This is a genomic window from Streptomyces tardus (genome assembly GCF_018101125.2).
GTDB lineage: Bacteria > Actinomycetota > Actinomycetes > Streptomycetales > Streptomycetaceae > Streptomyces > Streptomyces tardus.
Map to the genome: position 1 here is coordinate 2,410,503 of NZ_JAELVF020000001.1, position 14,767 is coordinate 2,425,269.

Annotated in this window: 14 protein-coding genes; 9 read left to right on the top strand and 5 right to left on the bottom strand. The window is 72.1% G+C overall.

What is annotated here, in order from left to right; translation table 11 throughout:
• Positions 1 to 9: 9 nt before the first annotated feature.
• Positions 10 to 342: a hypothetical protein gene (locus JGS22_RS10325; RefSeq protein WP_211041676.1), complete on the top strand. Its 333-nt coding sequence runs from the start codon at positions 10 to 12 to the stop codon at positions 340 to 342.
• Positions 343 to 423: 81 nt separating this feature from the next.
• Here the strand turns inward: JGS22_RS10325 and JGS22_RS10330 are convergent, their stop codons facing one another.
• Complete coding sequence (locus JGS22_RS10330) at positions 424 to 1,287, bottom strand: alpha/beta fold hydrolase (protein ID WP_211041677.1); 864 nt, start codon at positions 1,285 to 1,287, stop codon at positions 424 to 426.
• Between the two features lie 422 nt (positions 1,288 to 1,709).
• On the opposite strand from JGS22_RS10330, the gene JGS22_RS26220 reads away from it, so the two are divergent.
• Both JGS22_RS26220 and JGS22_RS10335 read left to right on the top strand, forming a co-directional pair.
• Positions 1,710 to 2,315: an RNA polymerase sigma factor gene (locus tag JGS22_RS26220; RefSeq protein WP_236073105.1), complete on the top strand. Its 606-nt coding sequence runs from the start codon at positions 1,710 to 1,712 to the stop codon at positions 2,313 to 2,315.
• Positions 2,312 to 3,526: an anti-sigma factor family protein gene (locus tag JGS22_RS10335; protein ID WP_308405606.1), complete on the top strand. Its 1,215-nt coding sequence runs from the start codon at positions 2,312 to 2,314 to the stop codon at positions 3,524 to 3,526. Before JGS22_RS26220 ends, JGS22_RS10335 begins: the two co-directional genes overlap by 4 nt.
• Positions 3,527 to 3,662: 136 nt before the next feature.
• Here JGS22_RS10335 and JGS22_RS10340 read toward each other — a convergent pair whose 3' ends face one another.
• Both JGS22_RS10340 and JGS22_RS10345 read right to left on the bottom strand, forming a co-directional pair.
• Positions 3,663 to 4,085, bottom strand: coding sequence for a hypothetical protein (locus tag JGS22_RS10340; RefSeq protein WP_211041679.1), 423 nt, complete (start codon positions 4,083 to 4,085; stop codon positions 3,663 to 3,665).
• Between the two features lie 174 nt (positions 4,086 to 4,259).
• Entirely contained in the window at positions 4,260 to 4,598 is a 339-nt protein-coding gene (locus tag JGS22_RS10345) for an MmcQ/YjbR family DNA-binding protein (protein ID WP_211041680.1), read from the bottom strand.
• Between the two features lie 310 nt (positions 4,599 to 4,908).
• Here JGS22_RS10345 and JGS22_RS10350 point away from each other — a divergent pair, with 310 nt between their 5' ends.
• The 3 genes from JGS22_RS10350 to JGS22_RS10360 all read left to right on the top strand — a co-directional run bounded on the left by JGS22_RS10350 (position 4,909) and on the right by JGS22_RS10360 (position 8,341).
• On the top strand, positions 4,909 to 5,505 hold the full coding sequence (locus JGS22_RS10350; protein ID WP_216814928.1) for a TetR/AcrR family transcriptional regulator: 597 nt from the start codon (positions 4,909 to 4,911) through the stop codon (positions 5,503 to 5,505).
• Between the two features lie 301 nt (positions 5,506 to 5,806).
• On the top strand, positions 5,807 to 7,315 hold the full coding sequence (locus tag JGS22_RS10355) for a hypothetical protein (RefSeq protein WP_211041650.1): 1,509 nt from the start codon (positions 5,807 to 5,809) through the stop codon (positions 7,313 to 7,315).
• Positions 7,316 to 7,567: 252 nt separating this feature from the next.
• Positions 7,568 to 8,341 (top strand): mechanosensitive ion channel family protein, encoded by a 774-nt coding sequence (locus JGS22_RS10360; protein ID WP_211041651.1) that lies wholly within the window; start codon positions 7,568 to 7,570, stop codon positions 8,339 to 8,341.
• Positions 8,342 to 8,438: 97 nt separating this feature from the next.
• Here the strand turns inward: JGS22_RS10360 and JGS22_RS10365 are convergent, their stop codons facing one another.
• Together JGS22_RS10365 and JGS22_RS10370 are read right to left on the bottom strand one after the other, a co-directional pair.
• Complete coding sequence (locus JGS22_RS10365; protein WP_211041652.1) at positions 8,439 to 9,170, bottom strand: DUF4097 family beta strand repeat-containing protein; 732 nt, start codon at positions 9,168 to 9,170, stop codon at positions 8,439 to 8,441.
• 346 nt (positions 9,171 to 9,516) lie between these two features.
• Positions 9,517 to 10,704 carry a helix-turn-helix domain-containing protein gene (locus tag JGS22_RS10370; protein ID WP_211041653.1) on the bottom strand — a complete coding sequence of 396 codons (1,188 nt, stop codon included), beginning with the start codon at positions 10,702 to 10,704 and terminating at the stop codon, positions 9,517 to 9,519.
• A 292-nt stretch (positions 10,705 to 10,996) separates the two neighbouring features.
• On the opposite strand from JGS22_RS10370, the gene JGS22_RS10375 reads away from it, so the two are divergent.
• The 3 genes from JGS22_RS10375 (at position 10,997) to JGS22_RS10385 (ending at position 14,415) form a co-directional block, all read left to right on the top strand.
• Positions 10,997 to 11,371 (top strand): hypothetical protein, encoded by a 375-nt coding sequence (locus JGS22_RS10375; RefSeq protein ID WP_211041654.1) that lies wholly within the window; start codon positions 10,997 to 10,999, stop codon positions 11,369 to 11,371.
• Positions 11,372 to 11,552: 181 nt separating this feature from the next.
• Positions 11,553 to 12,260, top strand: coding sequence for a TetR/AcrR family transcriptional regulator (locus JGS22_RS10380; RefSeq protein ID WP_372454224.1), 708 nt, complete (start codon positions 11,553 to 11,555; stop codon positions 12,258 to 12,260).
• Positions 12,261 to 12,777: 517 nt separating this feature from the next.
• The gene (locus tag JGS22_RS10385) at positions 12,778 to 14,415 is read left to right on the top strand and encodes an MDR family MFS transporter (protein WP_211041661.1); all 1,638 of its coding nucleotides are present in this window, start codon (positions 12,778 to 12,780) and stop codon (positions 14,413 to 14,415) included.
• Positions 14,416 to 14,767 lie beyond the last annotated feature (352 nt).

Genomic DNA, 14,767 nt, shown 5'->3' on the forward strand with positions numbered 1-14,767 from the left:
CCAAGAACGATGCTGGAGCGCACCGGGGAAGGAATGCGGCTGGTCTATCGGCACACTCAACCCTCCGGCGTCGAGCTGGCGGAGCTTGGCTGGGAGGCTCGGCTCGGTGACCTCCGATGGATCAGACCACGACGAGATCGTTCCTTCGGCTTCTACGAGTTCGGGTTCGTCGACGGCTCCTGGATCAGCATTTCGCTGGGTTACTCCACTCAAGCCGAGGCCATACAGGACTTCCTCGCACTCTTCCCTGCCCACTTGCATCTGCCTGCTGAGGAGAACCCGTCGAAGGGGTTGGCGAAGTCGCTCGAGCAGGAGTGGAAGTCGCGGCAGGTGTCGGTCTGAGGGTTGGCGTCAAGTGCCCGCTGGGGCCTGCCTGTTGGAGGGCGGGCCCCAGCGGTCGTGTGGGCTGCTCGTGGGTGCCGGTCAGACGGCGCGGGCGGCGCCGTCGAGGATGACGCGTGCGACAAGTGCCGGGTCGTCGGGCATCGGGGTGTGGCCGAGGCCGGTGAGCCGTACGAGGTGGGCGCCGGGCACCAGGCGCTTGGCCGCCGCCCCTTGGCGGATCGGCAGCAGGCGGTCCTTGGAGCCCCAGGCGATCGTCACCGGGATGTCCGGGATGTCGCCGCTCAGGCGCAGCGAGTCGCGGTGGTGGACGGTCGCCTCGAATCCCGAGCAGTGCCGGTAGCCGAGCACGTCGGCGGCGGTGTACTCGGGGCTGATACGGGCGGGACGGGCGTAGACGGTGCTGGTGAGCAGGGCCCGGCCTGCGGTCGAACGGCTCAGGGCGCCGATCAGCGGGTACGGCAGCGTACGGGCGGCCAGCCGCATCGCGTGCAGCGCCAGTACGGCGCGCTGCTTGTCCACGGGGCCGTAGAAACCGGCGGGGCTGAGCGCGGTGCAGGAGCGTGCGAGGCCTCGGTGGCCCAGTTCGAGCGCGATCAGCCCGCCGAGGGAGTTGCCGGCGACGTGCGGCCTCTCGATGCCCAACTCGCGGAAGAGACCGGCCAGTACGGCGCAGAAACCGTCCAGGTCGTAGTACAGGGCGTCGGGCATGCGCGGGGAGTCGCCGAAGCCCGGGAGGTCGACGGCGATCACGTCGTAGCGTTCGCGCAGCCCGGCGACCACCGGGTCCCAGCCGCCGAGGCGGTGGCCGATGCCGTGGACGAGGACCAGCGGTTCACCGCTGCCGCCGCGCTCGTAGTGCAGGCCGGCCTGCGCGGTGCCGGTCGGTGCGTGGACGGTGAACGTGGCGGTGGCGGCGGCCGGTTCCTGCTGGGCGGCGGTCATTAGCTTCCCTCTGGTCCTGTGCGACGGCGGCGGGCGGGTCTCCGGCTCGTACGGCGCGTACGGGGAGCTCGGCGCGTACGTGGCGTAAGGCGTGTACGGCGTGTACGTGGTGTCCGGTGCGTACGTGGCGTACGTGGCTTACGGCTCGTCCGGCTGTACCCGGTGTCCGGTCGGCGACCGGATCGGGCTCGTGGGATCGGGTCGTGGTGGCGTGGTCGGCGGCGTGGTGTCGGCGTGGTGGCGGCGTGGTCGGTGGTGTGTCCCGTCTCGTGGAAAGGATGTCAACGATCCGCCCGTACGCACAGCCCGGACGGGTGTCGACGGTGCCCGTGGCCGGGTGTCCGGGTCGCCCGAATGCCGCCCGTGGGGTGGTACGCGCGGACTATGGTCGGGATTCGCGCGGGTAGCAGGAGGGGGAGGCCATGGCCGATACGCCGGACGGCGCGGCGCGGTGGGAGCGTCAGATTCAGGTCCGCCTGGTCCGTGGCGAAGCCGCAGCTCTCGGCGAGCTCTACGACCGGCACGCGCGATTCGTCCACGCGCTGGCGGCGCGGCTGGTCGGTGAGGAACGTGCGGCCGGCGATCTGGTGGTCCAGGTGTTCGCCGAACTCTGGGAGCAGCCGCAGGAGTTCGACCCGCAACGGTGCCGACTGCGGAGCTGGCTGGTCATCCGGACGGATGAACTGGCGCGGCGGCGACGGCTGCCGGCGGACTTCGGGGCAGTACGGACGCCGTATCCGGACGTCCCGGCGACCGGGGTTCCGTCGGACGCTGCCGGGCTCGCGCAGGTGGCGTGCCTGGCGGCGGTTCTCAGTTCGATGAGTTCGGGCGTGCGCTCCGCGCTTCACCTCGTGCACACGGGGAACATGAACTACCGCCAGGCGGCGGTCAAGCTGGGGATCAGCGAGCAGGAGGCGGCGCGCCGGCTGCGGGTGGGCCTCAAGCTGATCGCCGACGCGTCCGGGGCCTCCGGGGCGTCCGGGGCGTCCGACGCGTCCGGGGCGGCCGGGGAGGAGGACAGACGGTGAACGACGACTCCGGTGAGCATCTCCGCCTCCAGCACCTGCTCGGCGCCTGGGCTCTGCACGCCTGCTCGCCCGAGGAGACAGTGGAGGTCGAGGAGCACCTCCTCGACTGTGCGGCGTGCGCGTCCGAGGCGGACCGGCTCCGTTCCGCCATCGGGCTGCTGCACCCCCATATGAACCTGGATCTGGCGCCGGCCCTGCGCGCGGAAGTGCTCGGTGCCTGTCTGAGCGCTCGTGCGCCCGAGGTCGGCGTGCCCGACTACGCGCAGCCCTACGACGCCGAGACCGCCCGGCTCGACGCACTGCTTGCCGATCTGAGCGAGGAGGAGTGGGACGCCGGCGTCCAACTGGAGTGGTTCGAGGGCGAGGAGACCGCCCGGCGCGGTACGTCCGTGAGCGGGGTGCTCGGCCACCTGCTGGTGGTGGACGGCATGGTGGCGTCCTCGCTCGGCTTGCCCGACCCGTTGCGCGGACGCGGACGCGGACGCGGTGGCGTGGGCGATGGCATGGGTGGCGAGGGCGAGCGGCCCGAGCAGCGGGCCGAGGACCGTACCGAGGCGTTCTGGGAGCAGGTGGACTCGGACTGGCGGCAGCTGGACTCGGAGCCGCCGGAGCGGTGGCCGGGTGCCGACGGGGGCCCGGGCTCCCTGCGCCGGGTCTGGCGGGACCAGGCGCACGAGCTGATCAGGACCTGCGCGTTCAGCGGCAAGGGCGTCGCGGACATCGCCGTGCCCTACGGCGACGGCGTCGTACTGCCGCTCCGACTCGCCCTGCTGGACCGCGCGTTCGAGACCTGGATCCACGCCACGGACATCGCGGAAGCGGTCGACTACCCGTACCCGCCGCCCGTTCCCGAGCATCTGCGCACCCTGATCTCCGTCGCGGTGTCGATGCTGCCCTCGGTACTCGCCGCGCGACGGCAGGCGGGGCTGGCCTCGCCGCCGGTGCCGGTCGCCCGGCCGGGTTCCGCGTCGCGCAGCCTGTGCCTGCGGATCGAGGGCGAGAGCGGCGGTGAGTGGTACCTCCCGCTGGACGACCCCGGGGGCCCGGCCGGGCCGGAGAACTGTGTCAGCCAAGTGGTGCTGCCCGAAGTCCAGTTCTGCCGTCTGGCCGCCGGCCATCTGCCGCCGCGGCGGGCGGCGGAGGGCCAGCAGGGCGACCAGCAGGCGGTTGTCGAGCTGCTGTACGCCACGGCCTCAATGAGCCGCCTGTGACGCGTCGGGCCACCCCCGGCGGCAGGGGCGTACGGGGCGTACGGGTGGCCGGGCGTACGGGCCGGCCGGGGCGTACGAGGCGTACGGGCCGTACGGGGCGTACGGGTGGCGGACGCCGGATCGCGGTCCGGGCGCGTCAACGCAGGTGTGTGCCGCCGGTGTTGAGGGCCCGATAGCCGACCAGTCGCGGTACGAGGGTGAAGCCGGGGTCGGCGGGCAGCCCGGCGAGCACGGCCTGCGAGGGGTCGCCGAACACCTCGAAGCGTTCCACCTCGCAGTGCTCCATGACGTCCCGGATGTAGGGGTCGGAGAGGTGCCAGTGCCGGAGCACGGACTCGGAGTCGGCGTAGAGCTGGAAGCTGGTGGCGCGCAGCTCGGCCTCGTCGACGAAGACGTCCACCAGGATCTGCGGCGCCTGCTGTTCGGCGAACGCGACGGCGCGGCGGATCGCCTCACCGAACTCCCCCAGACGGCCCGGCCTGATGCGCATGGTGTTGCGGAAGAGGAGACGGGTGGTGGCGGCCGGACCGGGTGCGGACCGCGGCGACGCGTCGGACATGGTGTGCCTCCTGGGAGCGCGGGACGGTGACACCGTGACGTTGTGGTGCCGTGACGCTGTGACGCCGTGACGTCGTGACGTCGTGACGTCGTGACGTCGTGACGTCATCGTGGAGAGCACGCTAGAAGCTGAAGTCGAGTTGAAGTCAACCGTGCGGGGCGGTCGCTGTCGCTCTCACGCGGTGTCGTCGCGCAGGCGTTTCGGTGCGCGGGCGTGCCAGGACTCGCCGAGCAGCTCCCGCAGTTCGGCGGTACGCAGCCGTGCCAGCCGTGCCAGCACGCTCGCGTGCCCGCGGTAGTGGTCGGTGGTGAAGAACTTGTCCGGCTCGCCCTGGAGCAGCGCCTCGCGTTCGCCGAGGTCGGCGCGCCACAGGACGAGCACCCCGGGCTCGTCGTGGATCCGGGCGAAGATCCTGCCGGACACGTAGAAGGCGGGGGTGCCGTAGCAGGAACGTTCGGTGACCTCGGGATACGCGAGCGCCAAGCGCCGTACGTCCTCTTCACTGGTTGCCATGTGGACATGGTCCTCCAGCGCGACAGGTTGCACCCCCGTGCGCCGGGGCGCGCCGCCCAGGGGCACCCGCGCCGGACGTGGTGCCACCCGCGCCGGACGTGGTGCGTGTGACGAAGCGGGCGGGTGCGTCGTCGGTGACGGGCGCGTCGTACGTGTCGGCTGGCCTGTCGGTGACGGGTGGGCTGTCCGGGAGTGAAGGTGGCGGGATGTCCGAGGGGCCGGCGGCGGCACTTACGCTGGGGGTCCGGCTGTCGGCACTGTCCGGTCGCGCTGGTGGCGGCGGACGCGGGAGGGCGAGGGGTGCGGGGCCATGGCCCGTAAACAGCGGCGGGGCGAGGAGACGGCCGAACGACTGCTGGACGCCGCCCTCGCGGTCTACACCTCGGTGGGGCAGCCCGGTTTCACCGTCCAGGCGGTGGCCGACAGGAGCGGCGTCAGCCTGGGCAGCCTCTACCACCACTTCGGCAGTTTCGACGGGCTCGCCGCCGCCCTGTACACGCGGTGCATGGAGCAGCTGTGCGGCGAGACGAACGCCGCGCTCCTGCGCACCCGCACGACCCGTACCGGAACGCGGGCCTTCGTCGAGTCGTACCTGCGGTTCACCGAGGAGCATCCGGACGTGGCGCTGTTCATCCACGCCTCCTCGCACTCGTCGTACCTCTCCACCCACGCCGAGCAGATCCGCGCCGCCAAGGAGCCGATGCGGCAGGCCCTCGCCGAGTGGCTCGGCCCGCGCATGGCGGCGGGCGAGATCGCGCCGATGCCACCGGAGGTGATCGAGGTGCTGGTCGTCGGTCCGCTGGCGGAGACGGCGGGCCGCTGGTTCTCCGAGTTCTACGACATCGACCTCCGGACGGCCGCCCGCGTCCTCCCGGACCGCATCTGGCGCTCCCTGCGCCCGGACTGACCCGCCTCCGGCCCACCCCCTCACTCCACTCCACTCCACTCCACCCCACCCCGTGCCGGCCGCGCGTACCGGCGGTGATCGTCTTGGTCCGGCCGGGCGCACTTCGTTCACTCCGTGGACCGGGCGGTGAACGATCTTGTGAGTGAACCGGCGTCGCCCTCGTGCATCGGAAAGCGCACGTTCGAGGGCCAGCTGTCACTCGTGCGAGGGGTTGTGGCGGCGCGGGGTGCCCCGGGTGTGCTCATGCTGGGCGCCCACCTCGGCGTTCCGCCCACAGGTGCCCTCCGAGCAAAGGACCGCGATGCGAACCGTGTTGAACGGTGAGGTACACGTCCGATACGGCCAGATCTACGTCGAGAGCGCGGTCTGGGGGTACGCCATGGACGAGTACTTCGCCGGCCAGTCGAACGGCCTGTGCGGCGCCGGCGCTCCCGGCGGCCTGTTCCTGAACACCGGACTGCACACCGGCTACGTGAGCTTCAGGGTCGAGGTGCTGGACGCGGAACCGCCCACCGACGACAGCTGGGAGGACGTCGTCGAGGCGCCGTTCCGTCCGAAGGCGACGGAGACACTGCTCGTGGAGTGGGCCGGCGAGGACTACTGGGAACTCGACCTGGAGGAGATCGACTACCGGGTCCGCTACAGCGCCGTCGGCATGGACGCCGCCCGCGACCAGGACACCCGGCGGGCCAACGACCCCGGCCACGACCGCTATCTGCTCCAGTTCTGGCCCGCCGCGCTGTCGCCGGACCACGTCATCAAGCAGACCAGCCAGATCGCCGCCTACTGGCACGACTTCGCGCGCGAGCTGCCGGCACCGCCGAGCGACGAGGAACGCGTGCTGCTCGTCGACTGGGACGGCCGACGTCACCAGATCGACGAGGAGCGGCTGCGGCAGCGGGTCGAGACGTCCGCCTGGAAGGGGCGGCTGCCGAGCGAGCGCCTGAGGAGGGTCGGCGGCAACGTGATGGGCATGGTCACCATCGACCGCGATCTGCTCGACGAACTGGAGGCCGTACCGCCGAGCATGCAGCGTTCGATCGCGCGCTGGGCGGCGTACCGGGCGTACGCGGCGGCGGGCCTCGCCGAGATCGGCTGGGTCAGCCGGGGCCTGGACGCGCTCGACCAGGGGCGCGAGCTCCCCCCGCCGTTCGACCACATCGACCGCACCTGGGACGCGCTCTTCGAGGAGGAGCAGGTGCCGCACAGCATCGTCAGCTCGCTGGAGGGCAGCGTCCCGTACATGCTCCAGCAGGCGATGGCGCTTCCGGCGATCTTCGCCGCCACGGACCCGGACCCGCTGCGTGCGGCCGTGGACTCCCTCTACGCGGCGGCGGCGACCTTCGGACCGGACTATCGGACGCTCTTCGTCCAGTTGCGGCTGGCGTTCCCGCTGCTCACCGCGCACACCCCGCCGCCGGTGCGCGAACCCGACCTGCTGCGGGGGCTGCTGGCGCAGTTCCCCGGGATCGACGTGGCGGAGGACGAGCCCCGGAGCGGCGCCGGGGAGGGGCCGGAGGACGACGCCGGGGCCGGAGCGCCGGACGGGCAGAAGGACGGGCCGGATGACGGCACCGGAAGCGGGACGCGGGAGGGAGTGCAGAGCCAACCGCGGCCCGGGCGGGAGACCCCGGCGGAGGCCGCGACGGGTACGGCGGACGCCGAACGCGCCGAACGCGCCGAACGCGCCGACCGCGCCGACCGCGCCGAACGCGCCGACGTACGCGGGGCGCTGCCGTCGGCCGTCATCCCCGGCGCGCGCAGGCCGACGTCAACCAGCGGCGGCACCACGGCGGTTGACCGCCCCTGACCGGGCGGTCGGGGTCAGCGGGCGCGCGGCGGCAGCGGCCGGCACCGGCGCGTCGGTCGCCCCGCTGCCCCCGACCCGCAGCCCACTGGCCCGTGCCCCTGCCCACCGGTCCCTGCCCATGCCCGTGCCCGTGCCTCCGCCCGGCGGGGAACGGGGCGAGGCATCCGGGCTAATCCGGCGCGATGGCCGTGCAATCGCGCGCGTCCCGTGGAACGACTGTCTGCTGCACAGTCGTCGAGCAGAGGGCAGCCCATGGGACAAACACAGTTGCTGGCGGTCGATTTCACCTCCGGCATTGAGGACTCGTTCGCCTCGGTGGCGAAATTCGTGCCGAAGCTCATCGCCTTTCTCATCATTCTCCTCATCGGCTGGCTCGTCGCGAGGGTGATCGCCAAGCTGGTCAGGACGATCCTCGCGAAGGTCGGCTTCCAGCGGGTCATCGACAAGAGCGGGCTTGACGACAAGCTGCGCAACTCACAGTTCGACGCCATCGAGATCATCGCGAAGCTGCTCTACTACGCGATTCTGCTGATCGTTCTCCAGGTCGCCTTCTCGGTCTTCGGGCCGAACCCGATCAGCGAACTGCTGAAGGGCGTGGTCGCCTGGATTCCGCAGCTCGTCATCGCGATCATCATCGTCCTGATCGTCGCGGCCATCGCCAACGCCGTGAAGGCCCTGGTCAGTTCGGCGCTCAGCAGCGTCTCGTACGGCAAGCTGCTGGCGAACCTCGCCTCGGGGTTCATCCTCGCGCTCGGTGTCATCGCCGCGCTGCACCAGATCGGCGTCGCGGTCGCCGTGACCCTTCCGGTCCTGATCACCGTGCTCGCCACGGTGGGCGGCATTCTGGTCGTCGGCGTCGGCGGCGGTCTGATCAAGCCGATGCAGGAGCGCTGGAGCAGGTGGCTGGACGGCGCCGAGCGGGAGACCTCGCGGCTGCGCGCCTCCGGCGGTACGGGCGGTACCGGCGGTACGGGCGGCGGTACCGGCGGTACGGGTGGTGCCGGTGGTGCGTCCCCCGGCCGGTGAGCGGTCCGGCTCTGCCGCTCGTACGGCGTCGCCCCCGTCGCGAGAGAGATCGCGACGGGGGCGACGCCGTCTCCGCGTCCGTGTACGGCGCCGCGGCTCAGCGGGCGGTACGGAGCTCGATGTTGCCGTTGCTGCTGCCGGCGTGGATCCAGTGGCCGGCGTCCGGGTCGTCGGTCACGTCGACGTCGGTGTCGCCCCGGGAGGTCTTGGCGGTCACCGCGTACCGGCCCTCGGGAACGGTCACCGCGACGTTGCCGTTGGAGGTCGTCGCGTCGATGTTCTGCGTCCGGGTCGACACGAGGTCGATGTTGCCGTTGGCCGACTGGGCGTTGACGCCCTTTCCGGCCAGCTCGCGCCCCTTGACGCTGCCGTTGGAGGTCCTGACCCGCGCCGTACCGGACACCCGGTTCAGGCTGATGCCGCCGGAACCGGTGCTCACCCGCACCTCGCCCACCCGCGAGAAGCTCAGCGACCCGTTGGAGGTCTCGCCGCTCACCGGCAGACCGGCCGGCAGCTCGACGGTGTAGTCGACGGAGCAGTCGTCGCCGCAGCCGCCGAGCACCAGTACGCCGTCCTCGATCCGGTGCGTCGCGTCCTTCGGCCGGTCGCCCCGGTACTCCACCGAACGCCGTACGGAGATCTCCGAGTCGGCCCTGGAGCCGCGCAGCGTGACGTCACCCGATGCGAGGTCCATCCGGACGGCGGTGATCTTCTCCTCGTGGCGCGACTGGTCGTCGAAGGACTCCGAATCCCACAGGCAGGCGCTCAACCCGCCGGCGGTGAGGGCGGTGACGGCGACGAGTGCGAGAGCGCGGGACAGCGAGCGCATGGAGGTTCCCCGTTTCAGCGGCGGTTGGCCGGTCGTGACGCGTGCGTTGGGTGCGGGTGTGTGCGGGTGTGTGCGGGTGTCTGTGCGCGGTGCGGGCGGTGCGCGCGGTGCGGGCGTCCTCGGCGGTGCCGACCGTACCGCTGGTGGTGGACCGTGGTGAGCCCTGGCGCCCGCGAACGCGCTTCGACGGTTGCGCGCGTTCGCCCGGCCGTCCCGGACCACGGTACGGACCGCCCCACCGCCGGCCCATCCGGGAAGCCCCCGACTTTCCCCGGGGGCCAACCCCCGCACGCCCCCGGGTCGTGTCCCGCACGCCCCCGGGTCGTGAGCCCGGAGGGCGCCGGGGTCAGACCGCCAGTCCCGACATCCGGGAGAGCGCCATCAGCTTGGCGTTGCTGCGCCGGTGGAGGGAGGCCACGACGCGGAAGATCTCCCGGCCCATGGGATGGATACGAGCCATCTGCGGTGCCGTGCGCCAGGCCGTCGTCAGATCGTCCAGTGCGCCGTCGCGGTCGCCCAGATCCAGCCGCGCCCGCGCGATGTTGATGTGGGTGGGCGAGATGCGGGTGGGCGGCAGCCCGGCGAGCACCTCGGCGAAGTGCGCCGAGCCCGCCACCCGCAGCGCCTCGTCGGGCCGGCCCAGGTCGAGCCGGGTGGCCAGTTCGTGGGTCGCGGTGTTGCCGGGGCCGAAGATCATGCTGTGGCACCGCACGTCCTCGCCCACGACCTGGGCCGCCTCCCGGGCGGACCGGATGTGGCGTTCGGCCGCCCGCTGCCCCTCGCGCTTGTCGTGGAGCCTGCCGGCGAGCGTCATGCCGCGCAGGTCGAGCATCCCCACGGCGAAGGCGCGCTGGGGGCCGGAGAGCTGCGTCTGTGCTCGGGCGATCGCGCGTTCGACGATGTGCAGGCCGCCCTCGAAGTCGCCGCCGTTGAGGTAGGCGCCGGCCCGGTCCCGGGCCGCGATGGCCTCGCCGAGCGGATTGGGCTTCTGGCGCACCGCCCACCGCTGGCGGGTGACGGCGAGTTCCGCCAGGTCCATCCAGCGATGGCGTGCCGAGATCCAGTAGACGCTGCTGTAGACGTTCGCGACGGCCATCCAGCTTTCGGAGGTGTTCTCGGCGAAGGCGTGGTCGGTGACGTCCCTGAGCAACTGGGGGAGTACGACCAGCAGTCCGGCGATGTCGACGTCGTTGCGCAGCGTGTCGGCCCTCGCCAGCGCGGCGCTGATCCGGTCTGCCTCCACCCGCGTGCCGCGCGGCCGGTCGTAGTCGCGCACGGCCGAGCGCAGCTCGTACAGCAGCGCCTCGTTGCCCCGGCTCGGCGGGGTCCGGCCGAGCACCTCGGCCATCGTCACCCCGAGCGCGCGGGCGAGTGCCGCCGCCGTCGTGGGCGTCAGGGCTCTGGCGCCGACCTCGGCCTTGCTCAGCAGTGAGACGGAGATCGCGGCTCTCCTGGCGAGCGCCGCCTGGGAGAGGCCGCGGGCGTGCCGGAGCGCGGCAACGTTGGCTCCCGGCGCGAGCGTTGAGGTGCCCATCTCTTGACTCCTCTGCGAGTCGTCGGCCCTGACGCGGCCATCGTGACACCGCCTGCCGCTCCCGACACAGGCTTGTGCAATATGCGTGCAAGTAGCCGTAAGTAGCAGGTTGTTGACTGGTTGTGTCCGTAGTGGGTGGTGGGGGACCGTCTCGGGAGGTCGCAAGCGTGTCGACAACTCTTCAACCGGCCGCCGCCCCCGCCGTCGTCCGCTCCCTGGCCCCCGTCCGCTCCCCGGCAGTCCCCGACTCCGAGGCCGGCCCGGCTGCGGGCGGCGCGGATCGGGGGCGCGCGTGACCGTGAGCGGGCTGGTGCGGCGGGGATGGTGGTGCGAGCTGACCGCGTGGACGGCGGCGGTGGACGGCCGGGAGGCGAAGGTACGGGCGGGCCGGGCCGACACCCCCGAGGGGGCGTTGGTGTGGATACGGGCGTCCGTGCGGACACTGGCGTACGGCCTCGGGGTCGCCGAGGGTGCGCGGGTGCACGCCTGGCTGGAGTACGGGCAGTGGGAGGCCGTGATGCGGTTGAAGTCCGGTGAGGCGTACGACTTCGGGGCGCGGCTGGGCGGGACGGCGCTCAGCTGGTCCGCCCGCCCCGTCGTCTTCGTCTCGCTGCTGGCCGACTGCACACCCGCAGGCCTCGAAGCGGCCGAGCCGCGCGGGTGGTGAACTCGCGCCGCTGCCTGGCGGGTTGCGCCGTGCCCGACGCCGAGTCGGCCGTACGGCCCCGCGCTCCCGAGGCGCTCCCCGCGTACGCCCGCGCACTCCCGCGTGAGGCGGGTCACGCGGGTGGCAAAGGGAAGGGAAAGGCTTCCGAAACAATTTTGCAGGGTCTGCAAACTTGCGTACCGTGCAAGGTGTGAATGGTGCGGCGGAGAAGCTGGGGCTCCGGGAACGGAAGAAGCGGGCGACGCGGGACGCGCTCGCCGGTGCGGCGGTTCGGCTCGCGGCCGAGCACGGCGCGGAGAACGTGACCGTGGAGGCCATCAGCGAGGCCGCCGGAGTCTCGCCGAGGACCTTCTTCAACTACTTCGACAGTCATGACGACGCCTTCGTCATGATCGACAACGAGAGCGCGGCCCGCCTGCGCGAGGCGGTGCTGGCCGCGCCCGCCGAGCTGTCCGCGCTGGAGGCCGTACGGGACGTACTGGCCGAGGAGTTGGCGGACATCGAGGAGCAGCAGGAGCTGTGGCGGCTGCGTGCCCAGGTGCTGCACCGCTCGCCCCGGCTGCTGGCGCGCAGCATGGGCGCGCACATGTGGGACGAGCGCGGGCTCGCGGCAGCGATCGCCGAGCGCCGGGGGGCGGCTCCGCCGGTGCAGCCGGCGGCGTCACCGTCGATCCGTTCGAAGGACTGCTCGGTCTCGCAGCTGGACCAGATCATGGCGATGGACCGGCAGCTCGACCTCTACTCCAAGATGCTCGCGGCGATGGCCTCCACGGCGGCGCGGGTCGCCTTGCAGCACTGGTGCGCGCACACCGAGCGGGACCGGTTCCAGGACGTCTTCCGCAAGGTGTTCGACCAGCTGGCCGCCGGACTGAGGAATCCGGCCGTGTAAGCCGGCCGGTGGTCGGCGGCGAGGGGGCGCCGACCGCGACGAGGCCGGCGACCGCGGCGAGGGGCCGGCGGCCGGCAGGTACCCGCCCCGGTACCGACCGCTCGCCCAGGCCCACCACGCACGGCACGGCACCACCACGCACGGCACCACCACGCACGGCACCGCACCACCACGCACGGCACCGCACGCACCGCACGGCGCGAACCGGGGGCGTACGGCCCGGAGGGGAGCGGCTCCGTGGCCGGCGCGTACGGGGCGGCGTCACCGCAAGTGCGACGGGGGCGCAGCCGAGGACCGGCCGACGACCAGCAGACCGGCAGACCAGCAGACCAGCAGACCAGCAGGCCGGCAGACCCTCCCCGCCTCCGGGCGCGACGCAGACTCACGCCTCCGGGCGCGACCGAACCACGAAGAGGACACCGTGACCGCAACACATACGAGGGACGATTCACCGCCCCCGGACCGGCTGCCACCGGACCCGCTGCCGCCGACCGCGGTGGAGGAGGGCCCGACGGCGATGACCAACCGGCAGATCCTGCAGGCGATGTCCGGGCTGATGGCCGGTATGTTCGTCGCGATCCTGGCCGGTACGGTCGTCGCGAACGCGCTGCCGCGCATCGTCGCCGACCTCGGCGCGACGCAGTCCGCGTACACCTGGGTCGTCACCTCCGAGCTGCTGGCGATGACCGCGACGGTGCCGCTGTGGGGCAAGCTCTCCGACCTCTACAACAAGAAGTTGCTGCTCCAGCTCTCGCTGGGGGTCTTCGTACTGGGCTCCATACTCGCGGGGCTCTCGCAGGGCGTGGAGATGCTGATCTTCAGCCGCGTGGTGCAGGGCATCGGCGCGGGCGGTCTGACCGCGCTGGTCCAGGTGGTGATGGCCGCGATCGTGCCGCCGCGCAGGCTCGGAAAGTACGCGGGCGTCTTCGGTTCGGTGTTCGCGGTGGGCACGGTCATCGGCCCGCTGGTCGGCGGCGTGCTGGTCGACACCCCGTGGCTCGGCTGGCGCTGGTGCTTCTTCATCGGGGTGCCGTTCGCGCTGGTGTCGGTGATCCTTCTCCAGCGCACGCTGAAGTTGCCGACGGTGCGCAGGCCGGACGCGAAGGTCGACTACCTGGGCGCGTTCCTGATCGTGGGCGGTGTCTCCGCGCTGCTGATCTGGACCTCGCTGGCGGGCAACTCCTTCGACTGGGCCTCCTGGCAGACCGCCGCCCTCACCTCGCTCGGTGTGGCCATGCTGGGCCTGGCGGTCTACGTGGAGACGCGGGTGGCGGAGCCGATCATCCCGCTGGGCATCTTCCGCAGCCGTACGGTGACGCTCGCGACGGTCGCCAGCCTCTTCGTCGGTGTGGCGATGTTCGGCGGCACGGTCTTCCTCACGCAGTACTTCCAGCTGGCGCTCGGCAAGTCGCCGACCGAGTCGGGTCTGATGAGCCTGCCGATGATCTTCGGCCTGCTGGTCTCCTCGACCGGCGCCGGACAGATCATCAGTGCCACGGGCCGGTGGAAGATCTTCGTCGTCTCCGGTGCCGCGATCATGACGGCGGGCATGGGGCTGCTCGCCACCATCGAGGCCGACACCGCGTACTGGCAGCTGAGCCTGTACATGGCGCTGCTGGGCTTCGGTCTCGGCATGCTGATGCAGAACCTCGTCCTGGTCGCGCAGAACGACGTACCGGCCCGCTACCTCGGCTCGGCGACCTCGGTGGTCTCCTTCTTCCGCAGCATGGGCGGCACGGTCGGCACCAGCGTGCTGGGCGCCGTCCTCGCCGCCCGGGTCGCCGAGGACATCGGCGCCGGACTTCCGGCCGGTGCCGAGGGCGCCGGCGGCCACGGCGCGGTCCCGAACCTGGCCGAACTGCCGGGACCGGTGCGCGAGGTCGTGGAGAACGCGTACGCCGCCGGCACCTCCGAACTCTTCCTGCTGGCCACGCCGTTCGCGGCGCTCGCTCTGGTCGCGGTGCTCTTCCTCAAGGAGAAGCCGCTGAAGACGACCAGCGGCTCGCAGCGGCTGGTCGAGGAGTCGCGGGCGGAGTCGGCGCGTACGGACCAGTCGGCGCGTACCGGGCCGGCCCCCGGCGAGCTGCCGGAGGTGTCGCTGTCCAAGGCGGGAGCGGCGGTGGGGGACGACCGGCCCCAGGCTGACCGACGCTAGGCCGTGTCTTCAAAGTCCCGTCTGCGTGGAGTGCCCTGGTGCGGCACCTCGCCGCGTTGTCGGTCGTCAGCGCAGCCCGCTGCGCTTTCCTCCCTCCGCCTTGCGATGCACCGCACCAGACCCCCCACGCCCCCCACGCCCGCCTGGCGGCGGACGACGCTACTTTGAAGACACGGCCTAGTGCGGGGGAAGCCCGTACGGCCGTGACGGGTACGACGCACCACCCAGACCGCGGGGCCGCTCAAGGGAGTTGAGCGGCCCAGCGGTCTGGCGTGCGGGTACGGGCCGGGCGGGTACGGGCCCCGGGCGGGTACGGCCGGGCGGGTACGGCCCGGGCGATCCGGCGGGTGCG

What these genes read in the sequence shown, in the direction of transcription:
- JGS22_RS10350 (WP_216814928.1), top strand. Translation starts at nt 4,909, where the DNA reads ATGGCCCGTAAACAGCGGCGGGGCGAGGAGACGGCCGAACGACTGCTG.
- JGS22_RS10385 (WP_211041661.1), top strand. Translation starts at nt 12,778, where the DNA reads ATGACCAACCGGCAGATCCTGCAGGCGATGTCCGGGCTGATGGCCGGT.
- JGS22_RS10345 (WP_211041680.1), bottom strand. Translation starts at nt 4,598, where the DNA reads ATGGCAACCAGTGAAGAGGACGTACGGCGCTTGGCGCTCGCGTATCCC.
- JGS22_RS10325 (WP_211041676.1), top strand. Translation starts at nt 10, where the DNA reads ATGCTGGAGCGCACCGGGGAAGGAATGCGGCTGGTCTATCGGCACACT.
- JGS22_RS10340 (WP_211041679.1), bottom strand. Translation starts at nt 4,085, where the DNA reads ATGTCCGACGCGTCGCCGCGGTCCGCACCCGGTCCGGCCGCCACCACC.
- JGS22_RS10355 (WP_211041650.1), top strand. Translation starts at nt 5,807, where the DNA reads ATGCGAACCGTGTTGAACGGTGAGGTACACGTCCGATACGGCCAGATC.
- JGS22_RS26220 (WP_236073105.1), top strand. Translation starts at nt 1,710, where the DNA reads ATGGCCGATACGCCGGACGGCGCGGCGCGGTGGGAGCGTCAGATTCAG.
- JGS22_RS10370 (WP_211041653.1), bottom strand. Translation starts at nt 10,704, where the DNA reads ATGGGCACCTCAACGCTCGCGCCGGGAGCCAACGTTGCCGCGCTCCGG.
- JGS22_RS10330 (WP_211041677.1), bottom strand. Translation starts at nt 1,287, where the DNA reads ATGACCGCCGCCCAGCAGGAACCGGCCGCCGCCACCGCCACGTTCACC.
- JGS22_RS10365 (WP_211041652.1), bottom strand. Translation starts at nt 9,170, where the DNA reads ATGCGCTCGCTGTCCCGCGCTCTCGCACTCGTCGCCGTCACCGCCCTC.
- JGS22_RS10360 (WP_211041651.1), top strand. Translation starts at nt 7,568, where the DNA reads ATGGGACAAACACAGTTGCTGGCGGTCGATTTCACCTCCGGCATTGAG.